The organism is Rhodococcus sp. DN22 (genome assembly GCF_036669995.1).
GTDB classification, from domain to species: domain Bacteria; phylum Actinomycetota; class Actinomycetes; order Mycobacteriales; family Mycobacteriaceae; genus Rhodococcus_F; species Rhodococcus_F erythropolis.
This window is the reverse complement of record NZ_CP133326.1, coordinates 5,681,127-5,702,954: the sequence shown is the minus strand read 5'-3', so window position 1 is coordinate 5,702,954 and position 21,828 is coordinate 5,681,127. Positions and strand designations below refer to the sequence as shown.

Below are 21,828 nucleotides of genomic sequence, written 5' to 3'. Positions count from 1 at the left end.
TTCGAGGCGACCGTGGTTCGCTTATCCCAGTGTCTTGTTGCGGCCGGCGAGGGAGCCGAAGACGAGTTGCACGGCCAGCAGCACCAGCAACGCGATCAGCGGAGTCGTCCAGGAATCGACGGCGTCGTGCAGTGCACCGAAAACGAGGGGACCGGTGGCGGCCAGAAGGTATCCGACGGACTGTGCCATACCCGAGAGTGCCGCTGCTTGACCGTGATTGACAGTGCGTATTGCGAAGAAGGACAAGGCAATGACAATCAATCCGCCGATGCCGATGCCGAGGAATGCATTCCACAGCAGGGCCCAGGAGGGGAGGAGGAGTTGGCCGAGAACTGCCACTGCGGCGACCGACACCAGCCCGAGGACGGCTCCTCTCTGATCCTTGGGCAGTTTGTGCAGGAGCACTGCTGTGAGGAGGCTGCCGACGATCGAGAATATTTGCATGATGCCTTGATGCAGTCCGGCTGTAGCCGCGGTAGTGCCGTGTGATTCTTCAATGGTGGGCCACCATGTCAGAACGGTGTAGAAGAAGAGAGATTGGACGCCCATGAATATTGTGATCTGCCACCCGAGTGCTGAGCGCCAGGGGGAGCGATGGCCGCCTGGATGGGGATCCAAAGCCGCAGCGTGATCGTGTTTCGGAAGCGTGCGTCGGCGAAGTTGGGGAAGGAACACCCCAAATCCTATGAGAGCCATAGCAGCCCAGATTCCGAATGCGATCCGCCAACCGTGATCGGTGAGACCGGCGATCGGCACGGCAAGTCCGGATGCGGTTGCGGCGACGGCTGCAGAGACCGCCGAGAAGATGCCGGTCAAACGGCCGGCTTCGGTCGGGAAGTCTCGTTTGAGGAGCGCCGGCAGTAGAACGTTCATTGTTGCGATGGTCATGCCGAGCGATACGGTACCGATCCACAGCGCAGGCATCCACGGAACAGAGCGGATCACGATCGCTAAGGCGAGCATGCCGAGTGCTGCTGCGAGTGTCCGTTCCATTCCCCACCGAGCTGCGATGACCGGGGCAACGGGGGAGAACACTGCGAAGCACAGCAGTGGAAGGCTGATCAGCGCTGATGCTGTTGTCGACGAGATATCGAGATCGGTGCGTACCTCACCGAGTAGCGGGCCGACGACTGTGATTGAGGCTCGAAGATTGGCTGCGATGAGAAGAATGCCAGCGATAACGAGTCCTCGGCGCATTATCGGTATCGCGCTCGGGGCAGACGCCACGTTTTCGGTGTCGGAGATGACGTTAGCCATAGGTGTGCCCTTCTGAGATTGTCTGTGCGCTGAACCTCTTGTGTGTCAGCTACTTCGGCATGTTTTGCAGAAAGAGGGATCGGCTGTGGTCCATCAGTCGGACCACTGCGGCGGCTGCGCCGTCCGGATCGCGGTCACGGATGGCCGCAAGCAGCTGCCGGTGTGGGTCGTCGTCGGTCCAAGGTCCGATGAACAGCTGTCGAGTCTCCTTGTCGGACTTACCTTGTGGGATGCTCATGGTGTCAGAGCGATCGAGACTGCGGTAGATGTCCGTGATCAGTTGGTTCCCGCTCGCTGCGAACATCTCCAGGTGGAAGTCGAGGTCGTACTCGACGGATTTGGCGACGTCGGGCTCAGCGTCTCGGCCATCCAAAGCCCGAGTCATTCGGTCGATGTGTTCGGGCAGGGCTCGTTCGGCAGCGAGTCGGGCGGCGTAGAGCTCCAAAGCTTCACGGGCTTCGAAGATTTCGAGCACGTTCTCCGCCGCTGCACGTCTTTGAAGTGCAATTTCGAGTTCTGAGCTCGCGCAGACGTAGGTTCCGTCTCCCGGGCGTGCTTCGAGGAGGCCGGCATGGACGAGGCCACGAATGGCCTCCCGGACTGTATTGCGGCTCGCGCCGGTCATTTCGACAAGTTGATGCTCGCCGGGGATCTTCTCCCCTAATTCCCAGTTGCCAGAAGTGATCTGGGACCGCAGTTGTTCCGCGATCTGCACTGAAAGTGGGATGTTGCGTGCGGTGGGTGCGATACGGGAATCCGGCATGAGTCAAATGTAGGACATTTGGCGATTTGTGGATAGGTTTACCTTTGTGATCTAGGGCACTCGGGTTCGGATCGGCCTGGGCGGGTACCGCCCTTCTGCATGTCTGCGTGCACGTGAGTGCTCCTGCCGACCGCGCACGGGGCAGTTGACTCGACTCGGAGGGCAACTGCGATCGATTCCTCGCGGAACCTCATACCTAGCAGGCCCTCACGTGCGGGTCATTGCTGCGATTCCAGCGTCCACGCGGGCTGGTCGGTCACTTCCGGGCCGTCGTGCAGCACCCAAACACACGGCTCGGGGATGTAGGTGGCAGCATCGGTGAACCAGTATGTTTCGTCGGGTGCCCAGCCCGCGATGACGCTCGCCGTGTCGGTATCGACCTCGATCGCGGTCCCTGCTGCCGCGAGGTATCCCGTCACGGTAAGGTGCACTCCCTCAAATCTTTCCGCGACTTGCACCCAGTCGGGGATGACCCACCTGCCTGATCGGCCGGTAGTCCGGTACCAAACCTGCCGCGTTTCTGCGGTGACCTCGAGCGGGAACCGTCTGCACAGCTCCGACCAGGCTTGCGCGCTGTCGATCTCGTAGATGCGTGCGCCAGTCGGTGGCCGCAATGCTCGCACGACGACCCGTTCCCATCCCATGCTGTCTTCGACGAACCACAAGCCCGCCGGAGTCCCGTCGAACAGCGCCCTCGTCGAACCCTTAGTGGGTGGATTCGACCACCAATAACCTGACCAGTTCGCCGCGGGATCCACCGGGCGGTCACGTTCAGCTCTCGCTTCAGATTCCAGGGTGCTCGTGCGCCACTCGCTGAGGAGTTGTTGCGCAGCAGGCACTTCGTCTGTGTCCGGAGATTCCTCACCTCTGCTCATAATCGACCATTGGTCGGATGAGGCGAGCGAGGTTGACCACCACCGCGCGCATTCGGAGCCGGCGATGTGCTCGGCGACGCGTCGAAGCTCATCGCGCATAACTTCGGTGGCGACGAGGACGTCTTCTCCGTCGGGATCCTGCCAGTAACGCGCCGCATCGACCGCTTCTGCGAGGGCGGAGCGTAGATCGACGGCGGTGACGTCGGGGAGCGATATTTCCGTGAGGCTGCGCGCCACGTCCTCCGCGGTGACTATGGTCTGCCGGGCCTCTTCGGCGCCCGGGCCGAACAACACTCGGGAGGTTCCTTGTCCGACGTCGAGGTGATACGCCGCCCGGTGAGCGCTGATGCGGAACATGTCGTCGCCTGACTCGGGACGCAGGGCGCGTTCGGCGTCGATCGCATACGCGAGCAGCATCCGGCGCCCGCGCGGGCCCGACAGCAAAATATCCGCAGTGAGCATCTGTTCTCCCGTTTTCTGGTTCAGATGACGGTAGTCGAGGTCAGCGAGATGGAGAGCCTTCTCCCGTGATGTCAGAGCTCCTGGCCGTTTCGTCGCGCACGACATGATCGCCACACACTGCATTCGGTGGCGAAGGCGGACGGAAGGGAGCCCCAGGCTGCTGCCAGTTGCGTGAACGCCGCTTCTTCGGTGTGCGCGATCACTGCCGTCTTTGTGCAGCCGTGGTTTTCGTCGATCAGAGCTCTCTCTGTTCGCCTGTAGTGACTGCGAAATAGGTCCTATTGATTGCTGAGGCTGAACAATAGGGAGGGCTGAAAAGGTTGGGAGACAGGTATTTTGGCGAGAGTGATCCGTGTGCCATCAGTACAGTCTCGACCGGAACCAGTGATCGAGGCTGATCATGTCGATCTGGTGCATGTCGAGACTCAGCTGGGCAGCAGCTTTCACCGCGTCGGCGCGGGGGATAGAGTTCTGGGGCAGAGTCCAGTTGGTCTCCCGTGCATGTTGCTCGAGAAGGTCGATGACTGTCCGCGGGACAGGCTCGTTGACGTGAAGTGTTGAGCCGTAGCGAAATTGCTGTTCTATCGACAACTCGTAGATGGATCGGGCGAGTAGGTCTACGTCGACTACCGACAGGACAGCGCTACCGCCGTCGATGATCGAGTCGAGGCGAGAGACAATTCGCGTCAGTGTCGGAAGAAACCATCTGTCGCCGGGTCCGTACACGAGATGCGGCCGGACGACCAGGCCTCCGGCGTCGCGCACGAACTTCTCGGCGAGAGCGCGCGTGCGACTGGCAGGTGAGAAGGGGCTGAGAGGTGCGCCGTTGACCGGCAAGTCTCGAAACGGTCCCGGCCCGTACACGGCCGCGGTACTGACGTAGAGCAAGCGTTCGACGCCGACGTCGGCGGCCATCGACGCAACGTTCTGTACGCCGTGTTGGTTGACGTGAACGCACTGTTGTTCGTCGTCGCCCACGTACGACACGCAACAGATGACGGTCGACGCCTGACTCATTGCAAGTCGTAGAGAAGCACTTTCGTTGATGTCGCCGATCACGGTGGCGATTCCTTCACGGCCGAACTGTTTGGCTGCGGTGGCCGTGCGAACGAAACCGATTGCAGCGTTTCCGTCGCGGGAAACCAGCTGTTTCATCACTGCGGAGCCGATGAAACCAGTGGCCCCGAGTACCAGAGTCGTCACGGTGTGTCCGTGTCGAGAGCGTTGCTGCGGGCTCTTTCGACGTATCGTTGAGATTCATTCCGTCGGCAACGAGAGCTGGGTAGATCATGCAGGAGCGTGCTGTCCTGACGCGCCAGGCCGTCATTTTGGGTGCTGCGAAGAGCTTCGAGAAGTTCGGGTACTCCGCCAGTTTGGGCACGATCTTGCAGCACGGGGGTGTGTCGAAGGGGGCGATGTATTTTCATTTCGCGTCCAAGGAGGAGCTTGCGCACGCGGTCATCGCAGCGCAGCACGGTATGGCGATGGAGGGTACCCGGCGGGTTGCTGCGCACTCCGACATCGCGGTCGAAACCCTGGTGCTCGTTTCGCAGGAGATGGCTCGGCAGCTTGTGACCGAGCCCATCGCGCGAGGTGGCATGCGGTTGACGATGGAGATCGGCAGTATTCAAGGCCCCATCGAACAGCCGTACCTCGATTGGATCGAGGCTATCAAGCAGGTGGCAACCCAAGCGGCCGAAGCCGGCGATATCGTCCCGGGCACCGATATCGACGCGTTGGCTCGATTTGTGGTGGGGTCGTTCACCGGAGTGCAGATTCTCTCGGAAATGCTGACGGGCAGAACCGATCTGTACGAGCGGTTGAGTCAGATGTGGAACCTGGTGCTGCCAACGATCGTCCGCGAGGACAAGTTGGCGCACGTCATGCAACTGGCGGCGCTTGCACCGAGAGAGTGGGAAGCACCGAGCGCTTGACGTGGTAGACGCGACGAGAAGAACGTGTTCGTTCCCTCTCATGATTGGTCCGCAACTGTAATTTCGAGTTCAGCGGTGGTTTCCATTTCTTGAGTGAACCGAACTCGGTGCACATGGCCCGACGCGTCAAGGGGGATCGTTGACACCTCGCACGGCGTTTCCCATTCAGTGAACCTCGGAAAGACCGCCGAGAGTGAGGCGATCTTTGTTGCTGGGTTGCCGATGTGAAATCGGAGCGCTTGTCGGGCGGCCTCGAAAAGAATCATTCCTGGGATGTGGTCGACGGGGTGATCGAAAAGGGAGTGGTTGCGCGGATCGGGAGCGCAGAACATCGCGTGCCGAGCAGGATCAGTGCTGATGAGCACATCTCCATCGGTTAGGCGTCCGACTCGCTCCGATCCGACCGCCGCGGCTCCGGAAGGAAGGATGCGTCGGCTCGGGCGGTGGTCTTCTCGTCCTTGCCGAATTCGACGGTATCCCTCGGGGCTGACTCCTCGCGCAACAGCGTTGCATCTGGCGACGTGCCGGTTGCCCTCGCTGAGGATCCCCGATACTTCGACCCCCGAAACCGCTCCGTCGCGATGAGTGAGGTTGTCCACTGTCATCGAGAAACTCAACGGCTCCGCGACTGATTGCACGTCGAGCGCGTCCAGCATCTCGAAGCTGAACGTTTCCATGAGGAACTTGTAGTGCAGTGGAATCTCGTATCGGGTGTGGCACAGAAGCACCACTGCCTGTCGAAATGCTTCTGCCACCCCGAGCGGATCGTGTTGCTCGCTCGATACGTCGAATATCCGGTGCGAGACCGGGAGTTGCACAGCAACCTGGTACGCCGAGTCCGATTCGATCCGGTAGTCCGTCAAGAAAACCTCGGCAACAGCATGTCTGTGGACGAGATGCCGCGGCACTGTGCGTGTGTATTCCATTGATTGAATGCACCTTTCGATGTTCACTCGTGTCTTCGGTGTCGTGTAGGACCTAATATTCGACGTCCGGGCGCGTCATCGAATCGTCAAAATTGACGATCTTTTCGAAGGTCGAGTTCGATCAGGGGCGGCACCCCATCTCGGCGAGTGTGTCTGGGGCACTTCCTGCTAGAAGCGTCCGATCCGAAGTTCCAGTGGGTGTCTGCGTGCGTCGTGACCAGAGCGGCGGAGCATCGCGCATGCCTCCAGCTGGGAATGCACCCCCAGTTTTTGCAGGATGCTTCGGATGTGGGCGCGAACCGTGGTCGGTGCGATGTGGGCGGTTCGAGCAATCGAGTCGACATTCGAGCCTCCGTAGAGAAGGCCCACGATCTCGAACTCGCGATCGGTGAGACTGCTGATTCGTGCGAATTCTTCGGTGCGCAACCGGATGCGTTGTACGAGCGAGGACTTGTCGTGTGCAGACCGAGCGGAGTTGGGGTTGATCGCGGCCTGCAGCTCATCGAGCAGGGATGCGAATGGCAGTTGAGAGTTGAGCACGGCGTGGGCGCCCGCTGCGAGCCCCCGAATCATGGAGTTGCCGCTACTGAGATCGCCGACCAGGACCGATCCCTCGAGCGCGGAGAGCTCCTTCACCTGCCAATCGACGCCCCCGAGTGGTAGGAGAACGAGCGCTCTACCGTGATCGCTGGTGTGATGCCTTAACAGGCTCATGTCTGCGGTTTGTGGCTCGGAATAAGCCCTGGCGCTGATTCCGGCAGCGATTGCATTGGCGAACTCTCGATCGCTATGAGTGGTGTACAGGGTGACTGTGCTGGAGAGTGTCATAGCGACTACATCTCCGGTGGAGGTCCACTCCGCCCGCTCTCTTCGCTGCGGAACCAAAACCGTTGCTTTCAGCGTGGTTTCGTCAGCAGGTTAGCTATCGCAGTGACCTTTCCGCTGATGCGCACGAAGGTTACGGCGATATCGCAGTTGCCCGTCCTCCCATGGAAACTCGCGCGTTCGACACCTGATCGTGGACCTTCGAATTATGCTAGGGCGCTGAATATTTGGGCGATGAGTATCCCGCGTAGACGAGCCATTAGGCGTTCCGTCGACGACGTGAACGACTCCCCAATGGCTCGAGGCATTCAGGCGTCTCGATCGAGTTTCCGCGAGGCCGGTGCGTCGCGCCTCAATGTTCCGTACGCGGCCGGGTCGAGATATTGACTGTTACCGTCAGTTGCACATACCCTGTTCATTGGCGCTGACCTTAGGGAACCCGGCCTGAACCGGCCGATCGTTCTCGGTCACTGCCGACGCCAGAAGTAGCTTCGCGACGACCGACGAAACGAGTTTCCTCATGACACAGCATGTCGACGTACTGATCATCGGCGCTGGCTTGTCCGGAATCGGCGCGGCTTGCCACCTCATTCGTGAGCAGACCGGAAGCACTTACGCGATCCTCGAACGCCGCGAGAACATCGGTGGCACCTGGGACCTGTTCAAGTATCCCGGCATCCGTTCGGATTCCGACATGCTCACCTTCGGATTCGGTTTCCGTCCGTGGATCGGAACCAAAGTGCTCGCAGACGGCGCCAGTATCCGTGACTACGTCGAGGAAACCGCCAAGGAATACGGCGTCACCGACCACATCAACTTCGGCCGCAAGGTCGTGGCAATGGACTTCGATCGCGCGACTGCTCAGTGGTCCGTGACCGTCCTGGTCGAGGCGACGGGGGAGACCGAGACGTGGACCGCGAACGTCCTCGTCGGCGCCTGTGGTTATTACAACTACGACAAGGGATACCGCCCCGCCTTCCCCGGTGAGGACGACTTCCGCGGTCAGATCGTGCACCCGCAGCACTGGCCGGAGGATCTCGATTACACCGGAAAGAAGGTAGTGGTCATCGGTTCCGGTGCCACCGCGATCACGCTGATCCCGTCGATGGCCCCCACTGCCGGTCACGTCACCATGCTGCAGCGCTCGCCCACGTGGATCCAGGCGCTACCGTCCGAGGACCCTGTGGCCAAGGGTCTCAAGCTTGCACGCGTTCCCGATCAGATCGCTTACAAGATCGGTCGAGCCCGCAATATCGCACTGCAACGCGCCAGCTTTCAGCTCTCACGCACCAATCCGAAGCTGGCGAAGAAGCTGTTCCTCACCCAGATCCGCTTGCAACTCGGCAAGAACGTGGACCTGCGTCACTTCACTCCCAGTTACAACCCGTGGGATCAGCGCCTGTGCGTAGTTCCCAACGGGGACCTGTTCAAGGTGCTCAAGAGCGGCAAGGCCGACATCGTCACCGACCGTATCGCCACGTTCACCGAGAAGGGCATCGTGACCGAGTCGGGTCGCGAAATCGAGGCCGACGTCATCGTCACGGCGACCGGCTTGAACGTACAGATCCTGGGCGGGGCGACCATGAGCATCGACGGCGAGCCGGTCAAGCTCAACGAGACTGTGGCCTACAAGAGCGTGCTCTACTCCGACATCCCGAACTTCCTGATGATCCTCGGCTACACCAACGCGTCGTGGACGCTCAAGGCTGACCTGGCCGCGTCCTATCTGTGTCGCGTACTCAAGATCATGCGTAAGCGCGACTACACGACTTTCGAGGTTCACGCCGAACCTGAGGACTTCGCCGAAGAATCTCTCATGGGCGGAGCCCTGACCTCGGGCTACATCCAGCGCGGCGACGGAGAGATGCCGCGTCAGGGTGCCCGCGGTGCGTGGAAAGTGGTCAACAATTACTACCGCGACCGCAAGCTGATGCACGACGCCGAGATCGAAGACGGCGTGCTGCAGTTCAGCAAGGTCGATATTGCTGTCGTGCCTGATAGCAAGGTCGCCAGCGCATAGTCGGCTCCACCGGGGGATGGACCGGTCGCACCACCCAGACGTCGGTCCGACGTCTGGGAAGGCTGAACGTGACGCTGCAAGATGTCGGTATGGCGTGACTGCTCAGGCTGATTCTGTCCGCTTGACCCGCGCGTTATGCACAACCATCGGGACAGTTATTGCCAGGACCATCGCTATCAAGAACACCGATATGAAGACCCAGGGGCGCGCTGCTTCGGACGCTCGCACGGTCAACACAGCTCCACTCGTAAGCAGGGGCATCCCTGCTGCCGCGAGTAGATCGACGTGCCGCGGGGCGACGGGAGGTCCGGCGAAGTATGGAACTCGAACCCCTGAGTTCTCCCGAAGCATCCGTCGCTCCGACATCGCGTAAGTGGTCGCGCCGACTACGAAAATGGCCAGTCCGAGTACGACAAGACCAATTCCCGTTCGGGTGGTGAGCGCGGCAAACATGAACACCGATGTCACTGCCGGATAGAGCACCACCATCTTCCAGAGTGGAGTCTTGATCCGCGTGTCGACTGCAACACTGACCGGGCGCATCGGTTCGAGAGGCTCCATCAGCTCAGCGTGCCATGCGCCGCTCGGGAAACAAACTGCCTGTGCCGTTTCTGGCAGACTCCGGCTGCCTGGCCTGGATGTCGGGGCCCCTCACTACGATTCTCATCGTGACCGATTACGACGATCTCGACATGTTCGGTGGCCTCGACGCCTCCTCCCTGCCGCTCCGCCAGCAGCAGATTCTGATGACCATCCGGGATCTCGTGGCTGCCAACGGGTGCACGCCGAGCACACGGCAGATCGGAGACGCGGTTGGTCTGCGCTCGACGTCGACGGTGTCCAAGCACCTCAAGAGTCTCGAAGAGAAGGGCTTCCTCCGTAGGGGAGCGGCCATGGCTCGGCAGTTGGACGTGCGGCCGTTCCTCGTAGGCGCGAAGGAACAGTCGTCGTCGAATACGGTGACGGTTCCGGTCGTCGGTGACATCGCGGCCGGCGCGCCGATCCTCGCGGAGGAGCACGCCGACGAGGTGCTTGCGCTTCCTCGCGAGCTCGTCGGCTCTGGCACGGTGTTCGGACTTCGGGTGCGTGGTGAGTCGATGGTCGACGCAGCGATCTGTGACGGTGACGTCGTCGTGGTGCGCCGCCAGGACGAAGCTCATTCCGGTGAGATCGTCGCCGCGATGATCGACGGCGAGGCCACGGTGAAGGTGCTCCGGCGTCGCGACGGTCACGTGTACCTCGAGCCTCGCAATCCCGCGTACAGCGTCATCGACGGCGATCACGCGGTCATCCTGGGCAAAGTTGTTTCCGTGATGCGCCGTATCTGAGAGGTGTCCGGTCTCAACGACGTTTGGCGCGGGGACCGCCGTATTCCTCATCGGTGACTTTGTCGCCCCATGTAGTTTCGGTGCCTCCGTCGCCGGGTCCTTCCCACAGTGCGAGGTGGCTCATGAAACGGTCGGGTGCCGCGCCGTGCCAGTGTTCCTCTCCCGCTGGGGTGTAGACGGTCTCACCCGGGTGGACTTCGACGATCTCGCCGCCGCGAGCTTGAACCAGCGCGGTACCGGAGACGATGTGGAGGGTCTGTCCGACTGCATGGGAGTGCCAGTCGGTTCGCGCGCACGGTGCAAAGCGAACCATGTTGGCGCGCATCCTCGACGGCTCCTGTCCGGCGTAGATGACGTCCCACCAGACGTCGCCGGTGAACCAGTCGCTGGGTGCTTTGCTGGTGGGCTGGGGCTTCAAGATTTCCATGAGGTCTCCTCGGAATCGAAAGGGGCGGTTCAGTTCTGCGTCAGCGGAACAAGTCGAATGGTGTTGGGTGCGGCGGCGCGGCCGGTGACGGAGCCGACGATCTGCGGGCCGTAGCGGTCGTACTTGGTGTGATAGGCGGAGTCGATCGACGAGTGGGCATCCGGTGCGGCGGACTCGAACGCCACGTCCCGCTCGATTCCTCCTGCTCGGATTCGGCCCGTTCCACTTGCCGTTGCTCGGACGAACCACGGGTTGTCGGTTCCGTAGGCCGAGCGAACGTACAGTTGGTTGTCGGTACGGACAACCCAAATCGTGACGTACGGCCTTGCGGTTCCGTCTCGGCGGTACGAGGAGACCTGCAACTCCTCGGCGTCGCCGATCTTGGTCAGTTCAGCCTCGGTCCACGAGTGCGACATCTCGGCTTCCTTTCTCCTGGTCGAATTGCTTTGCGGTACTTCGCGTTCTCGTAACCGGGACGATCAGTGCGAGGACGATGACGAGACAAGCGGCGAGCAGGGCGGTGCCTGCGGTGAGAGCCGTTGATACGTGATCGGTGAGTGCCGTTGTAGCGTCGTCGGCAGAGGATCCGGCGCCCGCGGAGACTGCGACGAGGATGCCGAGTCCGAGAGCACTGCCCAGTTGGTGTGCAGTGTTGACCAATCCTGATGCGGCACCGGCATCCTCGGCCTGTACCCCGGAGAGGCCGGCAGAAGTCAGTGGGGCGAAAGCCAACCCCTGTCCGGCGCCGATCAAGATCATCGGAAGTGCTATCGCAGTGAGGTACGTGCTGCCGGGATGGACCAGACTGAGCCACGCCATCCCGGCCAGGGTGACGGCAATGCCAACCGACAGAATTGCGGAATTTCCGAATCGCGGTGTCAGTCGCGGAATAAGCATCGCCACAGCAAAATTGACGATCGTCATCGGGAAGAAGGCGATGCCTGCTTGGAACGCGCTGAAGCCCATGACGCCTTGGAGTAGCTGAGTCGTGAAGTAGAAGAATCCGATCATGGCACCCAGATAGAGCATTCGGGCGGCGTACGCCCCGGATCGCTCCCGGCTACGGAACAACCGCAGTGGCATGATCGGCTGCTCCGCTCTCGCTTCGTTGAGGAAGAGCAAGGTCAGTAGTATCGCCCCGGCCGCCAGTGTCGCAACGGTGATCGGTGAGGTCCACCCCGCTTCGGCCGAGTTGACGGTGCCGAAGACGATCGCGGTCATCCCGAGTGTGGCGAGAACAGCGCCGGCCACATCGAAACGTCCGGAGTGGGGCTCGGTTTCCGGAATGAACCGGGGAGCGAGAGCGATCATCGCGATACCGATCGGAACGTTGATGAAAAAGCCTGCGCGCCAAGACACCCAGTCGGCAAGGGCGCCGCCGATCACGAGTCCGAGGCTGGCGCCTATTCCCGCAGCAGCGCCGTACCAGGCAACAGCGCGCGTTCGCTCCGGGCCGGGCGGGAAACTGGCGGTCAGCAGTGACAGCGACGCCGGGGCGACCACTGCTGCTCCGACGCCTTGGAGAGCGCGCGCTGCGATGAGCCACCAACCGTTCGGCGCGACCCCGACGAGAAACGACGCAATCGCGAAAATCGCGAGACCGGCCACGAATACGCGACGACGGCCGAAGATGTCCCCGAGACGAGCACCCAGCAGGAGAAGCCCGCCGAACACCAGGGTGTAGGCGTCCTGGACCCAGGACAGCCCGGTTGCCGAGTAACCCATGCTGCTTTGGATGCTGGGTAGCCCGGTGAAGATGATCGAATTGTCGAGCAGGATCATGAAATAGCTGATCAGAATGATCGCCAGGATCGCGGTGGGATTGATGCGACCGGCAACAGGACGGGTGGCAATGTGGGTCACGCGCATCTTCTTCGCAAGTGGTGGACTTTCGCAAGTGGTGGACTACGGGCGGACGAGGACCTTCAACGATTCACGGGAGTCCATGGCTCGGTAGCCTTCCGCTACGTCGTCGAGTCCGACGGTGTGGTCGAAGACCTTGCCCGGCTCGATCTTTCCATCGAGCACATCCGGCATCAGCTCTTCGATGTACGCGCGCACCGGGGCCGGTCCACCGGTGAGTGTGATGTTGGGTCCGAAGAGTGTCCCGAATCCGATTGGAGCTTCTTCGTATTGTGGTACCCCGACTCGGCTGATGACGCCGCCCGGTCGGACAACTCCGAGCGACTGCTCGTAGGCAGGCATGTGACCTACCGCTTCGAGGACGACATGAGTGCCGTCGCCTCCGGTCAGTTCGCGGACTTTCTCGATGCCCTCATCTCCACGTTCGGCAACCACGTCGGTGGCTCCGAACTCGAGACCGAGATCCGTGCGGGTCTTGTGGCGCCCCATGAGGATGATGCGCTCGGCGCCGAGGCGTTTGGCGGAGAGCACTGCCATCAGCCCCACGGCTCCATCGCCGATGACCGTGACCGTCGTGCGTTGGTTGACGCCACCCTTGACCGCCGCGTGATAGCCGGTGCCGAAGACGTCGGAGAGTGTGAGCAGTGACGGTAGGAGTTCGGAATCCTCACCGACCGGCGCCTTGACCAGGGTGCCGTCTGCCAACGGCACTCGGATGGCCTCTGCCTGACCGCCTCCGATCCCGTTTCCGGCCCAGAATCCACCGTGTCGGCAAGACGTCTGCAAGCCTTCGCGGCAGAAGTCGCACGTCCCGTCGGACCAGGCGAAGGGGGCGATGACGAAGTCGCCCTTCTTCAACGTGGACACCTCGCGACCGGTCTCTTCCACCACTCCGACAAATTCGTGGCCCATCGGGGAACCACCGGGCGTGGCCGGCATGTTGTGGTAAGGGTGCAGGTCAGAGCCGCAAACGCACGCCCTGACGACCCGCACGATCGCGTCCGTCGGCTGCTGCAGTGCCGGATCGGGCACGGTCTCGACTCGAACGTCTCCGGCGCCGTACATGATGGTTGCTCGCATGGTGTCCCCTCTTGCTTCTGGTGTCGCGTGCTTCGAAGTCGACGTTTCGGCGTGGACCGGTCGACTGCAATCAGTCAACGCCACGCCTCGCGGGCGCGGGAGTGTCTGTTGTTCCAGGTAACGGCAGTACCTCCCTCGGTCTTCTCCGCTCGAGTAACGTGAACTGCATGGACAACCGAGCCGAGATCCGCGAATTCCTCAGCTCCCGTCGTGCTCGCATCACACCCGAGCAGGCAGGGCTGCCGGCCTACGGCGGAAACCGTCGCGTCAAGGGGTTGCGCCGTGAGGAAGTCGCTCTGCTCGCCGGTGTGAGCATCGACTACTACGTGCGCATGGAACGCGGAAATCTGGCGGGAGCGTCGGACTCGGTGCTCGAAAGCCTTTCCCGAGCACTGCAACTCGACGAAGCCGAAACTGCCCACTTGTACGACCTCGCGAAGGCGGCCAGTGCAGGCGCACCGAGTAGAAAGCGGCCCGCCCCCAAGGGCGTGAGCCCGGCGATTCAGCAGATACTCGACGCCATCACCGACGCACCGGCGTGGGTACGTAATGCCAGGCACGACATGCTGGCGGCCAATCGTATGGCGCGCGCGTTGTATTCGCCGGTGTTGGCCGATCCACGTAGGCCGGCGAACAACGCCCGCTTCGTGTACCTGGACCCGGCATCGCAGGACTTCTTCGTGGATTGGGAGCGCGCGGCAGACGACATCGCCGCGATGCTCCGCTCGGAAGCGGGGCGCAATCCTCATGACAAGGCGTTGACCGAGCTCATCGGCGAACTTGCCACTCGCAGTGAGGTATTCCGCACCCGATGGGCGAAACACAATGTGCGCTTTCATCGGACGGGATTCAAGAAGGTTCGTCACCCCGTCGTCGGAGACCTGGAGCTGAACTTCGAGGCGATGGAACTGCCGTCCAATCCCGGGCTGACACTGCTGGTCTACACCGCGGCGCCGGGGACGCCCACGGCTGACGCACTCAAACTCTTGGCGAGTTGGGCGGCAACCCAGGATCAGCTGGATCCGGCGAACGACAGCGAAGCGGCGCTCTGAATTCGATCGACAGGTAATCGTGTCGATTCAGCTCAGATGCGTTACTGCCCAAGCTACCTGGTCTCCACCTCGTCGTTTCGCCCGATACATCGCGTTGTCGGCGTCGGCAAGAATCCGATCGATGGTTCCCGAAGCGTCCGGGATTGTCGAGGACAGCCACACGCTGGCTCCGACGCTCACGGAAATCGACTGCCGGCCGGCGGGCCGCGATATCGAATTGTGAATGTCCACCACGGTTTGTTCGATGCGACGTGGCTCCACGGGCATGAGAATCACGAACTCGTCGCCGCCAGTCCGCGCAACCAGCCCGACCTCTCCGACCACCGAGTTCAGGCGCCGGCCGACTGTCACCAGCATCCGATCGCCTTCCGCGTGACCCAGTTTGTCGTTGACGCTCTTGAAAGAATCGACATCGATCACCACCGCAAGGACTACGTGTCCTTGGAGTTCGCCGACACCGAACAACTGTTGCCAGACATTGTGCAGCCCACGTCGATTCAGGGCAGCGGTGAGTGGATCGCGCCAAGAGTGTCGTGCGTCGTCGGTCAAATACAGGACGAGGAAATGCACGGTCATCGAGGCTGAAGCGATAACACACCCGATGACGAATCCAGTGGACACCGACAGCGAAGAGTCGGTATCCGGATCGGTTACAGCTCGAATTGTCAGTAGCGCGACGACGAACAGCGCGCCGGTGATCTGTGCTGTGACTATTCGAGGGCTGTGGAATACCGACGAATAGTTCGCGACGACCACGAACAGAACGGTGCCGGTCAATGCCAGGAAGCTCGAATGGATTCCGGCGAGAAGTATCAAGGACAAGCAGATATTGGTGAGCGAAACGAAACGAACGGATTGATGGTGACTCGGCCAAGACCGTCCGAGTGACCAGCGAATCATGCAGTAGAGCGCGATCATGCATGCTGCGCCCGCCGCGAGCCGTTCAGGGAGCTCGGTTGCGCCACCCTTCACGAATTGAGCCAGTACGGCGAGTGCCACGAACACAGCACACCAAAAGGTGACGACCACCCTGGCTGTCCCCAACATCGATCGAGCAGCCAGGAACCTCGGGAACCATTCGCCGTCGTACGCAAGAGACCACCAGCGACTCAACAGTCCAGTTGTTTGACGAATGTTCTGCCCCAACCCCGCAGCGCCACTGACTCCCATGAAACCCCCTCCGAGATCTTGCGAAAATTCCCGGAAGATTCTTCGTCAAGATTTGATCCCCGAACAAGGTACCCGATAGTTGAACGATGGATTGCCGTCTCGTGGGGTGTGGGCTGCTCTAGGGTGTGATCGGTGTGATCAGGATCTTTCTGAGTGCCGGAAGGTCCAGGGTTGCAGCAAGATCTGCAATAGTGACCCCCGACAGCGATGCGCGCCAGGCTTTTTCGGCGTCGGCCATGACCTTGGCGATTCCGCAGGCGGAACGGCACTGTTCCGGTGGGGCGGCGAGGATTCCTTGCTGTCGAATCTCCGTGCACCGGAACGCAGGTTCGGTGCCGTCAACGGCCTGTACGACGTCGAGAACGGTGATCTTCTCGGGAGCCCGGGTGAGAACGTACCCGCCGTCTCGGCCCTCGGTCGGATTGACCAGACCGGCGTGCGCGAGCGCTCGCAGATGCTTCGCCAGGTATGTCTTCGACACCCCGTGAAGTTCGGCGAGTCTGGCTGTGGGTACCGGCCCCTCGGACTGGCTCAGAACCACGCAGCAGTGGAGTGACCACTCCACGCCTCCGGAAAGCTTCATGATTGGACTCTATCGACGCCGCGGAAAGCGGTGAGGGCCGGACGTCGCTCGAGTTGTCGACGTCAGGCCTTCTCGGCAAGCCACGCGTCGTATGTTGTCGGCGCGATCCATGCATCTGCACCGGGTGTCGGGGTCAGTGCCGAGTTGTCGAGTTTCGCGCCGAAGTAGCCGGCTTCGGGATCGGAGATCACCGAACGCTTGTCGCCGGTGACGAGGAACAAGCGCCGGACCAGTTCGTCGATGCCCAGCGGTTCGGGTCCGGCAATCTCGACCGTGCCGTTTCGCGGCGCGGCGGTCACTACCTCGTCGACGTGGGACACGACGTCTCGAGACGCGATGGGTTGCAGGTGTCCCGGCGTTGCGTGGACGGCGCCGTCGGTGGTTCCCGCGTCGGCGATTCCGGCGACGAACTCGAAGAATTGGGTCGATCGGACGATCGTGTAGGGGGTCGGGCCCGCTTTGACCAGGTCTTCCTGGGCGACCTTGGCTCGCATGTACCCGGAATCGGGCAGTCGATCGGCACCCACGATGGACAGGATGACGTGGTGCCCGACGCCTGCCTTCTCCTCCGCGGCGAGGATGTGGCCGGTTCCGTCGCGGAAGAAGGCCAAGACGTCGTCGTCCGACCACGAAGGGGAATTGGTCAGATCCACGACGACGTCGGCACCCTCGACTGCCTCGGCGATACCTGCGCCGGTGGTGATGTCGATCCCGTCTGCCCGACCGAGCGCCTTCACGTCGTGCCCGGCGTCAGCGAGCTTGGCGGCGACCTGGCTTCCGATGAGTCCGCTTCCGAAAATGACGATCTTCATGTTTTTCTCCTTTACTCGGATAAGTAGTGTCCAAGTATACTTGGACACTACTTATCCAAGTCAAGGGTTGCCCGGTCAGTCGAAGAGTTCGGCGGCCAGTGCTTCGTAGGTCGCGATCGGATCACCTTCGGCGGGAAGTGCTTGGATCGCAACGTGATCGGCACCCGCCGCGACATGCTCGCGAAGTCGATCCGCGATGGACTTCGCGGTACCGCGTGCAACCAGGGCGTCGATGACGCGATCGTTCCCCTCGTTGGCCAACTCTTCGGGCGCAAAACCGAGGCGCTCGAGATTGCTCGTGTAGTTGCGCAGATACAGATACGGGTTGGCGACGGCGGGGCGACCGATTGCTCGGGCCTTCTCCGGATCGGTTTCCAGGACAACCTTGTGCTCGGGGGCCAGGATCTTCGAAGGGCCGAGGATTTCGCGAGCTTCGGCCGTGTGTTCGGGGGTGGTCAGGTACGGATGCGCGCCGGCGGCGCGAGCGGCGGACAGTTTCAACACCTTCGGCCCCAGTGCGGCGAGGACGCGCCGCGATTCCGGGACCTGGGCCGCGTCGAGTTCGTCGAGGTACGACACGAGTGAGGCGTACGGCTTGGTGTAGTCGCCGGTAGCCTCCGGATGTCCGACGCCTACGCCGAGCAGGAATCGACCCGGGTGCGCGGCTTCGAGTCGGTGATAGGACTCCGCCACCTCAGCCGCAGGTGAGGACCAGATGTTGACGATTCCGGTTGCCACGGTGATGTGCTCGGTCGCGTCGAGAAGTTTCTCGGCGATCCGTAGATCGGCGCGTGGGGAGCCGCCGATCCAGATGGTGCCGAAACCGAGTTTCTCGATCGCAGTTCCCAGCTCGGGCGGCAAACCAGCCGCTCCTCGCCAGATTCCGTAGGTTCCCAGGTCAGGTGTTTTCGTAGTCTCCGTCACAGCGGGTGCAACTCGGCTGCTGCCGGGATCTATTCCTTCCGTCGTCATTTGCCCGGCGCGCGGTAGTCGGTCGGTCGCTTGACTGCCTCGTCGATCTGCTCCGGCGTGAGCAGTGTGATCGACTCCGAGCGTGCTGCACCTGCCGCAGCCGTGCGAATGCTCAATGCGGCTGCCGCGACGTCGTCCGGCAGGTTGCCGATCACGAACATGTCGCGACCGCCCAGTGCGAAGTGGCAGGATTCGACAGTGCCACCGATGCTTTCGACCATTCGCGTTATCGCGTCGCGCCGCGCAGTGCCTCCCTCCTGCTGTAGACCGGCGGCGCCGGAGGGTGAGTACGTCACTTGCCAGAGGTATTTCGGCATTTCCACTCCTAGCTCGGGATGGGTACTTCGATCGTGTACCCGTAGGGCGCTCGGTGGCAATGGGTAGGGGACAATCACGGCATGGTTGGAACTCCGGTGATCGTGACTATCGTGTCCGTGTGTGTAGGTTTTGTGATCTTCATGCTCGCTGCCAGTGGTGCACGCGGAAAGTGGGACCGTCGCCTCGTGATCGCGTTGTTCGTCGGTGCGGTGGTGTGCCTGACCGTCGTACCGGTATCCGTCGCGCTCAGCGCCGGAGTTTGAAACACGGAGTGCCAAAACGCTCGAGTGCCGCTTAGTCTGAATCGATGGCAGATATTCGGGTAGGTATCTCCGGGTGGACGTATCCCGCGTGGCGCGGAGATTTCTATCCGAAAGGTCTTGCTCACCGCAAAGAATTGTCTTATGCCGCAGAGAGATTGACGTCGATCGAGATCAACGGCTCGTTCTACGCGCTGCAGAAGCCGGAAAGCTACACCAAATGGCGCAGCGAAACTCCCGAAGATTTCGTGTTCGCGATCAAGGGCGGCCGGTACATCACACACATGAAACGGCTGCTCGACGCCCGTGACGGACTCGCCAACTTCTTTGCCGCCGGAACGCTCGCCCTCGGCCCCAAGCTCGGGCCGATTCTGTGGCAACTACCTCCGACGCTGCAGTTCGAATCGCAGCGATTGGCCGACTTCTTCGACGGTCTTCCCCGTACCACTCAGGCTGCAGCCGATCTGGCAGCACAGCACGACGACAAACTCACCGAAGACCGAGTGTTCGCCCAGACCGAGAGGGACGTGCCGATTCGCTACGCGGTGGAAGCGCGGCACGCCAGCTTCGAGACCGACGAAGCCGTGGACCTGATGCGCGAGCACTCCATCGGTTTTGTCGTCGCAGACACAGCCGGCAGGTATCCCCGCATCACCACTCCTACTGCCGATTTTGTCTATGTGCGGATGCACGGGGACAAGGAACTGTATGCGAGTGGGTACACCGACGAAGCTCTGGACAAGTGGTCCAAGCGCTTTCGGGATTGGATGGACGAGGGCCTCGACGTGTACGTCTACTTCGACAACGACATGAAAGGCTTTGCGCCGCACAACGCAATGTCCTTGTTGGAGCGGCTGCGCTGACGGATCGCCTGGCCTGTCGGTGGGATGTGGAAGGCTTCCGCATGAACACGAGGACCGAGGAGATACCACGATGACGCCAGAACAGCGGACGCCAGAACAGAGCTGGCCGACGCATTGGCCGAAGGTCGCCCGTGACATCGCCGATGCCACGGCCGACGCACTCGCCGCGGTGCGGGCGGCAAATCGTGACGGACTACTCGTGGCTGTCGAGGAACTGCGCGGGCTCTCTTTCGAGCAGGTCAGCTCGGTTCACGCGGCGATCGTGCGCGAATTGCTCGAGGACACGCATCCGGACGGCTTGTCCAGCGAGGACGTGCAGGATGCGCTCACCGCCTGCGCCAAGTCCACGATCGTGTGGCTGCCGGATCTGGACGTGCAGGCGCTCGCTGCGGTCTACACCGGGGCGCTCGGGATCTCGGATCTGGAAGACGATTCGTTCCGTATCGGGCACGGCGCGTACCTGCGTTCGGCGGTTCTGGTCATCGGGAGTTTGTCGACCGGAGTGAAGAAAGCTCAGAGCGCGTACATCATTCGTGCAATCGGCGAAATCGCACGTGCTCAGACCATCGAGATGCCCTGAGCGTCAGTTCGTAAATCGAATTAGGCTGAGGTCATGTCCAAGATCGCCAGCGCAGATCGTGTGTCGTTTGCCGAGCTCCTCGAATTCGTCAGGCCGCGCCATCGGGCCACGTTCGTCACGGTGAAGAAATCCGGCGAGTTGCAGATCTCTCCGGTGACGTGCGGGGTCGACGACGAGGGTCGGATCGTCATCTCCACGTACCCGGAACGGGCCAAGGCCGCGAATGTCCGCCGCACCCCGGCGGTGTCTCTGTGTATCCACTCCGACGAGTGGAACGGCCCGTACGTCCAGGTGAACGGAACCGCGGAGTTGATCGACCTCCCGGACTCGGTGGAACCGTTGGTCGACTACTACCGATCCATCGCCGGTGATCATCCCGACTGGGACGAGTACCGCGAAGCCATGCGCAAGCAGGGTAAGAGCCTGATCCGCGTCACCGTCGACTCCTGGGGTCCGATCGCAACAGGCGGGTTTCCGCCCGGACGCTGACGCTATCGAGCAGGCGGCGAGAGTTCGACTACATGCGCGTCTTTGGCGGCCAGCGGCTCTTTGCAGTGCGCGCACACAACTTGGGCGTGCAGGATCTCACCGCAACGGTGTTCGACGACGGTTGGCGGTGGACCCGTCGTCGCAAAGGCGTCCCCCCATTCCATGAGCGCCATCAGAATGGGATAGAGCGCCTTCCCTGATTCGGTGGCGACGTATTCGTAGCGCGGTGGATGGTCTTCGTAGCGTCGCTTCGCGAGGACGTCGGCGTCGACAAGGGTGCGTAGACGCGCGGCGAGGATGTCGCGGCTCGCACCCGTGCCCGCGGCGATCTCGTCGAACCGTCGTTGCCCGAGGGCGATTTCTCTGAGCACCAACAGTGACCACTTCTCGCCGACGACCTCCAAGGCGTTGGCGATGGAGCAGTTGCGTCCTTTTGTCGCCGTCATTTCTGGGCCCCTGTTAGTTGGAAATGTTAGTTGGGAATTCCAACTTAGCACTTGACGGCATGTATTCGAGGGCGGAAGGTAGGTCGAGAAATCCAACGGAGCAGATGAGGGGTCGTCATGACGGAATTGAATCTCGAGGCAGCAAGCGGATTTGTCAGCGCTGCCGGATTGCAACTGGACGAGGTGTCCGGCACGAAGGTTGTCGGGCACATCGATCTGTCCGAGGAGCATCACACGCCGTGGGGCGTAGTCCACGGCGGTGTCTACACGACCGCCGTCGAGTCCGCCGCGAGCATCGGGGCCAGCACTGCAGTGGCGGACCGTGGCGAATTTGCCGTCGGAGTGCACAACGGAACGGATTTCCTGCGGGCGCGTACGGGTGGGCGCGTGGACGTCGTGGCTGTGCCGATACAGCAGGGCCGGGTTCAGCAGTTGTGGTCGGTGGTCATCACCGATCCGGAATCGGGCAAAGAGGTGGCGCGCGGTCAGGTGCGTTTGCAGAACGTACCGCTGCCGAAGTAGG

The 21,828-nt window shown here is 61.7% G+C and carries 26 protein-coding genes; 9 read left to right on the top strand and 17 right to left on the bottom strand.

The genetic code is table 11. From position 1 onward, the window contains the following. Nucleotides 1-21: 21 nt before the first annotated feature. From RA302_RS26285 to RA302_RS26270, 4 genes are all read right to left on the bottom strand, one after another. Nucleotides 22-1,257 carry an MFS transporter gene (locus tag RA302_RS26285; protein ID WP_338478492.1) on the bottom strand — a complete coding sequence of 412 codons (1,236 nt, stop codon included), beginning with the start codon at nt 1,255-1,257 and terminating at the stop codon, nt 22-24. A 49-nt stretch (nt 1,258-1,306) separates the two neighbouring features. Next, nucleotides 1,307-2,020, bottom strand: coding sequence for an FCD domain-containing protein (locus RA302_RS26280; protein WP_030536478.1), 714 nt, complete (start codon nt 2,018-2,020; stop codon nt 1,307-1,309). Nucleotides 2,021-2,238: 218 nt separating this feature from the next. Next, nucleotides 2,239-3,357, bottom strand: coding sequence for a hypothetical protein (locus RA302_RS26275; protein WP_030536479.1), 1,119 nt, complete (start codon nt 3,355-3,357; stop codon nt 2,239-2,241). 360 nt (nt 3,358-3,717) lie between these two features. Further along, a complete protein-coding gene (locus RA302_RS26270) occupies nt 3,718-4,560 on the bottom strand; it encodes an NAD-dependent epimerase/dehydratase family protein (protein ID WP_030536480.1) in 843 nt (280 codons plus the stop codon). An 86-nt stretch (nt 4,561-4,646) separates the two neighbouring features. On the opposite strand from RA302_RS26270, the gene RA302_RS26265 reads away from it, so the two are divergent. Continuing rightward, nucleotides 4,647-5,291 carry a ScbR family autoregulator-binding transcription factor gene (locus RA302_RS26265; RefSeq protein ID WP_003940238.1) on the top strand — a complete coding sequence of 215 codons (645 nt, stop codon included), beginning with the start codon at nt 4,647-4,649 and terminating at the stop codon, nt 5,289-5,291. Nucleotides 5,292-5,329: 38 nt separating this feature from the next. Here RA302_RS26265 and RA302_RS26260 read toward each other — a convergent pair whose 3' ends face one another. Next, nucleotides 5,330-6,217 (bottom strand): ScbA/BarX family gamma-butyrolactone biosynthesis protein, encoded by an 888-nt coding sequence (locus tag RA302_RS26260; protein ID WP_030536481.1) that lies wholly within the window; start codon nt 6,215-6,217, stop codon nt 5,330-5,332. A 168-nt stretch (nt 6,218-6,385) separates the two neighbouring features. Then, complete coding sequence (locus tag RA302_RS26255) at nt 6,386-7,045, bottom strand: LuxR C-terminal-related transcriptional regulator (protein ID WP_003939969.1); 660 nt, start codon at nt 7,043-7,045, stop codon at nt 6,386-6,388. Nucleotides 7,046-7,562: 517 nt separating this feature from the next. Between RA302_RS26255 and RA302_RS26250 the strand changes: the two genes are divergently transcribed. Continuing rightward, the gene (locus tag RA302_RS26250; protein WP_030536482.1) at nt 7,563-9,062 is read left to right on the top strand and encodes an NAD(P)/FAD-dependent oxidoreductase; all 1,500 of its coding nucleotides are present in this window, start codon (nt 7,563-7,565) and stop codon (nt 9,060-9,062) included. Nucleotides 9,063-9,164: 102 nt separating this feature from the next. Here RA302_RS26250 and RA302_RS26245 read toward each other — a convergent pair whose 3' ends face one another. Beyond that, nucleotides 9,165-9,623 carry a hypothetical protein gene (locus tag RA302_RS26245; protein WP_030536483.1) on the bottom strand — a complete coding sequence of 153 codons (459 nt, stop codon included), beginning with the start codon at nt 9,621-9,623 and terminating at the stop codon, nt 9,165-9,167. A 77-nt stretch (nt 9,624-9,700) separates the two neighbouring features. On the opposite strand from RA302_RS26245, the gene lexA reads away from it, so the two are divergent. Beyond that, nucleotides 9,701-10,390: a transcriptional repressor LexA gene (gene lexA / locus RA302_RS26240; protein ID WP_172403444.1), complete on the top strand. Its 690-nt coding sequence runs from the start codon at nt 9,701-9,703 to the stop codon at nt 10,388-10,390. A gap of 13 nt (nt 10,391-10,403) precedes the next feature. Here the strand turns inward: lexA and RA302_RS26235 are convergent, their stop codons facing one another. The 4 genes from RA302_RS26235 to RA302_RS26220 are packed head-to-tail and all read right to left on the bottom strand — an operon-like array spanning nt 10,404 to nt 13,760. Continuing rightward, nucleotides 10,404-10,817 (bottom strand): cupin domain-containing protein, encoded by a 414-nt coding sequence (locus RA302_RS26235; RefSeq protein WP_007729736.1) that lies wholly within the window; start codon nt 10,815-10,817, stop codon nt 10,404-10,406. Between the two features lie 29 nt (nt 10,818-10,846). Continuing rightward, nucleotides 10,847-11,233: a DUF2255 family protein gene (locus RA302_RS26230; protein ID WP_007729735.1), complete on the bottom strand. Its 387-nt coding sequence runs from the start codon at nt 11,231-11,233 to the stop codon at nt 10,847-10,849. Beyond that, on the bottom strand, nt 11,208-12,686 hold the full coding sequence (locus RA302_RS26225; protein WP_238054088.1) for an MFS transporter: 1,479 nt from the start codon (nt 12,684-12,686) through the stop codon (nt 11,208-11,210). Before RA302_RS26225 ends, RA302_RS26230 begins: the two co-directional genes overlap by 26 nt. A gap of 36 nt (nt 12,687-12,722) precedes the next feature. After that, entirely contained in the window at nt 12,723-13,760 is a 1,038-nt protein-coding gene (locus RA302_RS26220) for a zinc-dependent alcohol dehydrogenase family protein (protein ID WP_030536486.1), read from the bottom strand. A gap of 167 nt (nt 13,761-13,927) precedes the next feature. On the opposite strand from RA302_RS26220, the gene RA302_RS26215 reads away from it, so the two are divergent. Then, nucleotides 13,928-14,812, top strand: a complete 885-nt coding sequence (locus tag RA302_RS26215) for a helix-turn-helix transcriptional regulator (protein ID WP_007729733.1) — start codon at nt 13,928-13,930, stop codon at nt 14,810-14,812. 27 nt (nt 14,813-14,839) lie between these two features. Here RA302_RS26215 and RA302_RS26210 read toward each other — a convergent pair whose 3' ends face one another. From RA302_RS26210 to RA302_RS26190, 5 genes are all read right to left on the bottom strand, one after another. Further along, entirely contained in the window at nt 14,840-15,982 is a 1,143-nt protein-coding gene (locus tag RA302_RS26210; RefSeq protein ID WP_007729732.1) for a GGDEF domain-containing protein, read from the bottom strand. A gap of 118 nt (nt 15,983-16,100) precedes the next feature. Beyond that, nucleotides 16,101-16,565: an Rrf2 family transcriptional regulator gene (locus RA302_RS26205; RefSeq protein WP_030536487.1), complete on the bottom strand. Its 465-nt coding sequence runs from the start codon at nt 16,563-16,565 to the stop codon at nt 16,101-16,103. Between the two features lie 62 nt (nt 16,566-16,627). Then, nucleotides 16,628-17,377, bottom strand: a complete 750-nt coding sequence (locus RA302_RS26200) for an SDR family oxidoreductase (RefSeq protein WP_030536488.1) — start codon at nt 17,375-17,377, stop codon at nt 16,628-16,630. A 75-nt stretch (nt 17,378-17,452) separates the two neighbouring features. Next, the gene (locus RA302_RS26195; RefSeq protein ID WP_030536489.1) at nt 17,453-18,301 is read right to left on the bottom strand and encodes an LLM class F420-dependent oxidoreductase; all 849 of its coding nucleotides are present in this window, start codon (nt 18,299-18,301) and stop codon (nt 17,453-17,455) included. Nucleotides 18,302-18,345: 44 nt separating this feature from the next. Further along, nucleotides 18,346-18,666 (bottom strand): GYD domain-containing protein, encoded by a 321-nt coding sequence (locus tag RA302_RS26190; protein WP_030536490.1) that lies wholly within the window; start codon nt 18,664-18,666, stop codon nt 18,346-18,348. A gap of 81 nt (nt 18,667-18,747) precedes the next feature. Between RA302_RS26190 and RA302_RS26185 the strand changes: the two genes are divergently transcribed. The 4 genes from RA302_RS26185 (at nt 18,748) to RA302_RS26170 (ending at nt 20,859) form a co-directional block, all read left to right on the top strand. Then, nucleotides 18,748-18,930, top strand: a complete 183-nt coding sequence (locus RA302_RS26185; RefSeq protein WP_007729726.1) for a hypothetical protein — start codon at nt 18,748-18,750, stop codon at nt 18,928-18,930. A 44-nt stretch (nt 18,931-18,974) separates the two neighbouring features. Beyond that, on the top strand, nt 18,975-19,790 hold the full coding sequence (locus RA302_RS26180) for a DUF72 domain-containing protein (RefSeq protein WP_030536491.1): 816 nt from the start codon (nt 18,975-18,977) through the stop codon (nt 19,788-19,790). Nucleotides 19,791-19,860: 70 nt separating this feature from the next. Further along, nucleotides 19,861-20,370, top strand: a complete 510-nt coding sequence (locus tag RA302_RS26175; protein WP_030536492.1) for a hypothetical protein — start codon at nt 19,861-19,863, stop codon at nt 20,368-20,370. Between the two features lie 33 nt (nt 20,371-20,403). Next, complete coding sequence (locus RA302_RS26170; RefSeq protein WP_030536493.1) at nt 20,404-20,859, top strand: PPOX class F420-dependent oxidoreductase; 456 nt, start codon at nt 20,404-20,406, stop codon at nt 20,857-20,859. A 2-nt stretch (nt 20,860-20,861) separates the two neighbouring features. Here RA302_RS26170 and RA302_RS26165 read toward each other — a convergent pair whose 3' ends face one another. After that, entirely contained in the window at nt 20,862-21,305 is a 444-nt protein-coding gene (locus RA302_RS26165) for a helix-turn-helix domain-containing protein (protein ID WP_030536494.1), read from the bottom strand. A 117-nt stretch (nt 21,306-21,422) separates the two neighbouring features. Between RA302_RS26165 and RA302_RS26160 the strand changes: the two genes are divergently transcribed. Next, on the top strand, nt 21,423-21,827 hold the full coding sequence (locus RA302_RS26160; protein WP_003940256.1) for a PaaI family thioesterase: 405 nt from the start codon (nt 21,423-21,425) through the stop codon (nt 21,825-21,827). Nucleotide 21,828: the final 1 nt, after the last annotated feature.